At 41.7% G+C, this 4,116-nt stretch carries 3 protein-coding genes and 1 pseudogene; 3 read left to right on the top strand and 1 reads right to left on the bottom strand.

All coding sequences use genetic code 11. The features are described from left to right. A partial coding sequence (locus tag AB4298_RS21205) for an RCC1 domain-containing protein (protein WP_371988320.1) occupies positions 1-1,426 on the top strand: 1,426 nt, incomplete at its 5' end. A 150-nt stretch (positions 1,427-1,576) separates the two neighbouring features. Here AB4298_RS21205 and AB4298_RS21200 read toward each other — a convergent pair. Beyond that, positions 1,577-2,494 (bottom strand): annotated as a pseudogene (locus AB4298_RS21200) (IS5 family transposase). Between the two features lie 164 nt (positions 2,495-2,658). On the opposite strand from AB4298_RS21200, the gene AB4298_RS21195 reads away from it, so the two are divergent. Together AB4298_RS21195 and AB4298_RS21190 are read left to right on the top strand one after the other, a co-directional pair. Next, entirely contained in the window at positions 2,659-3,564 is a 906-nt protein-coding gene (locus AB4298_RS21195; RefSeq protein WP_371988319.1) for a helix-turn-helix domain-containing protein, read from the top strand. A 135-nt stretch (positions 3,565-3,699) separates the two neighbouring features. Continuing rightward, the coding region (locus tag AB4298_RS21190) for an outer membrane beta-barrel protein (protein WP_371988318.1) at positions 3,700-4,116 on the top strand (417 nt) is incomplete at its 3' end.

Below are 4,116 nucleotides of genomic sequence, written 5' to 3'. Positions count from 1 at the left end.
TTCGGTTAAGCCCAGCATAACAGACTTAACGTTGACTGAAGAATTAGGCGTGATGACAGCAACCGTGACCTGTAATGATTGCGACCTAGCGCGTACCGATTACCAGTATGACATTGATGGTGTGCCGGTAGGGGAAAACAGCGCGCACTACACGCTTGTGGGTGATGAGAGGGAGCATAACATTGGTGTTACGGTGACCGCTAAAAACGCCTACTGCACTGTAAACAATACCGGTGTCAGTGGTGGCAATGCCTGTAAAACAACCGTGGGCAAAGTTATTGTTTCATCTAGTTATGTGAAAAGCGTTAGCGGAGAAAGAGCAGCATTTGCTGCCCTATTAAATCATGGTGGCGTAGTGACTTGGGGATCTAGTGTTGGAGGGGGAGATAGTGAAAGCGTACAAGCTCAACTTACTGATATTGTTGCAATCTCCTCAAATTCTCAAGCGTTTGCTGCAATAAAAAGTGATGGTAGCGTTGTAACATGGGGCCTCGCTGAATACGGTGGCGATAGCAGCAGCGTATCAGCTGAGCTGACGTCAATTCGCTCAATCGCTTCAACTGACACTGGATTTGCCGCAGTCACTGATAGTGGCAATGTGGTTACTTGGGGGGACTGGGGCGGCGACAGCAGCGCTGTGCAACCTGAGCTCGACAATGTAAAAGAAGTCGTTGGTAATGAAAAGACTTTTGCTGCGATAAAGTTTGATGGCACGGTTGTTACATGGGGCGATGAAGATTACGGTGGGGATAGTAGCGCCGTTCAAGCTGAGTTAACTGATGTGAAAGAGATTGTTGGAACTAAGTCTTCGTTTGCGGCCTTAAAAGCTGATGATACTGTAGTCACTTGGGGACAAGTGTCTTCTGGTGGAGACAGCAGTTCAGTTCAATCTGAGCTCGTCGATGTCGTTCAAATAAATGCCACCGAACATGCATTTGCAGCCATAAAAGTAGATGGGAGTGTTGTGACTTGGGGCGCACAAAGACTTGGGGGCAATAGCCAAGTAGCTCAACCAAATCTTACGAATGTAATTGACATACAAGGTAGCTATGGTGCATTTGCAGCTTTAAGGGAAGATGGAACCGTTGTAACATGGGGGGATGCTACTTTCGGAGGTGACTCTTTTAATGAGTCTTCTCAACTTGTAAATGTTAAGTCTATATCTTCAACTTTTGCCGCTTTTGCTGCAGTAAAGTTTGACGGGACTGTTGTAACATGGGGACATGATACTTACGGAGCTTACAGTGGAGACGTACAACTCAATAATATAACAAAAGTTGAGGGTAATAACTGGGCATTTACAGCTTTTTCTTCTGATGGTTCATTGGTTACGTGGGGATACGCTAAAAACGGTGGTGATAGCAGTGCTGTAGACAGTCAATTACAACCTCATTTTGATAAAGTATACGAGCACTTATCACAATAATAACCTTGAGGCTTTTGATTACGACAATTTTTAATTATACGAAGATTAATTTCGGAAAGCCACCTATCTGTAGGTGGCTATTTTTAGTTAATGTGGGCCTTGTTGATCAAATAACTGCTTGAGATACAGCTATATCAAGGTTTTCCGTGTTTATGCAGTTGTCTGTCGAACAGGCATACCTAGCTCTATGACTTTGTTCATCGCTTTTACACCAGCCAAAGCTTCTCCGACCTGTGCATTGTAATCACGTAAGCTTAACTTGGAGCTGATGAGTTGTTTATAGCGATACATCGCAGTCTCCGATAGCGAGCGTTGATGGTAATCATTGTCATCTTTCCATTGCTTTAACGTCCCAGATTTCAATGCTTCAACAGCTTCATTTCGCGGGTGACCATCTTCCCAATATCCTGCGTTTGAACGCGGCGGAATAGTCGGTTTTGCACCTTTGCGTCGCAGCAATTTGTGGCACTCTTTTGTGTCGTATGCACCATCGGCTGAGACTTGATTTAACTTCCGGCGAAGCGGGTTGAGCATTGTCGGTAATACTTCGTTATCAGCGACATTAACGAGGCTGACTTCGGCTGATACAACATCGTGAGTATCTGCGTCAATCGCGAGGTGCAACTTACGCTATGTGCGTCGCCGCTCCTTACCGTGCTTCCGCGTTTTCCATTCGCCTTCACCGTAAACTTTCAATCCTGTTGAATCCACTACAAGGTGAGAAACGGGACCTCGACAGGGGTTACGATACTTAACCTCAACAGTCTTTGCCCGTTTGCTTATACAAGTGTAATCCGGTGAAGCTAATGGCACATCCATCAGTCGAAACAGAGAATTGATGAAGCCTTCAGTTGCCCGCAGTGACAACTTAAATACCCCTTTGAGCATGAGGGTTGTTTCAATCGCTGTATCACTGAATTGAAAACCTCTACCACGACCGCCGTGATGGGCTTTGCAGTGCCAAGCATTGATGGCTGATTCATCCAGCCAAAAAGTGACCGAACCTCGATTGACTAATGCTTGGTTGTACTGTTTCCAGTTAATTATTTTACGTTTAGATTTGCCCATGTAGCCTGCCTCGTTTTGGTACTTACAAGATCAGATCACAGAACGGCCAAATGGTTCCTTAGATTTAGGCAACAACGCCGTTAATGTGGTAAAAGCACTTGTTGCAGCTACAATTTCACTATTATGCTGTGTAAGGCTTATTTAGTTAACGATAAGGATAAATAATGATAGGTGGCTATATTAAGCATTATCGCGAAAGTATGGGATATACACAGGCAGAGTTAGTCACTCGGATCCAAGCCATTCATCATTCATTTAGTTCGTTAGATGAAATTACATTGTCTCGTTGGGAAAATGGACATACTAAACCCTCGAAAAAGAAGCAGATTGCGTTACTTATCTTTTTTGATTTTTTAGAAGGTGTGAATAAACTTTATGCCGATGAAAAGCTTCAATCTGCTAAGTTAGAAAAAACTTTATCTAAGCGATATAAAAACGTTTTTTCGCAAAATGATGGGCCTTACATGGTAGGGGAATCTAAAATCAAGGTCGGCTTTTTTGATTCAATTCCCACTGAAAAATTAGCGTTTTATAGTCAATACCTAAAGAATGTAAATAATATAGACGTGGATTTAACGACGTTAGATTCTCAAAAAAGCCTGTATGACGGAGTAGGGCTTTATGAGTTTTACTCGGGAACAGGCATATTGCTTGGTCATTTTCTGTATGTAATCGCTAATAATACAGTCATATCCGAGCTCGTAGGCGAAAAAGTAGTCGGTGAGGATGGCAGCTCTCTTTATATAATTACAACATATAGTTCTTCTAAAAACATTTTTATGTATCGTAACTTTTTAATACTCGAAGCATTATTAACTGTTTCTGTGTTACCTAAAAGCTTATTGGTAAAGTCATCTCTTGGAGAACTTTCAGGATTGTTTGAGTCTATTAATGCTGAGGTTGTTACTAAGGGAGAGCCTGTGGAAGACGGGGTTAAGTTTGGTAATAATCGATACAATTGGCTTTTATACAAGGTAAGCACTATAAACCTTCTCAGTTCAAAAGAGTTTTATTTTGATGAAAAACTGATTGAGGAACAATTTTCTATTATAGAAAATGTTGACACTTAGCTTAAGGTTTCGCCATCAAATAAGATGTTTAAACTTCCGACATAGCATGGGATAAGATCTTGCTCTGAGTAATGCTATGTGAATCTGTTTATATAATCGTTAAGTTTCAGGTATGTACTTTAACGACTTAACATTATGAAAAAATCTTTATTTAGTAGTATCACTACTATCTGCTTTTTGTCTGTTTTTCAATCTGGACCTTCTAATGCTGATGAATCACAAGAGTTCACCCCTTTTGTTGGTATTAAAGGCGGATATCAATATGCTGAAGATAAAAACTACCAACACTCAAATCCTGATAGCTATATATTAGGGATCAATGCGGGTGTTCAGTTTGGTAATAATTGGGCGTGGGATATAGGATTTCAAGATCATGACGATCTTGTCGCCTCAGCTACTGACGTTAACGTTAGCACATATATTGTTGATACTGGATTACGGTATGACTGGCCTGTAACTGACAAGATTGGGCTGTACGGTCGAATGGGCGTTGCATATTGGAACGCAACAAAGTCTTTTCATGACAGTAAGGTGCATGATGAGGGCTTTTCC

The organism is Shewanella sp. 10N.261.52.F9 (assembly GCF_041471165.1).
Lineage (GTDB): Bacteria > Pseudomonadota > Gammaproteobacteria > Enterobacterales > Shewanellaceae > Shewanella > Shewanella marinintestina.
The sequence above is the reverse complement of the archived record's forward strand: the minus strand, read 5'-3'. Positions and strand labels throughout refer to the sequence as shown.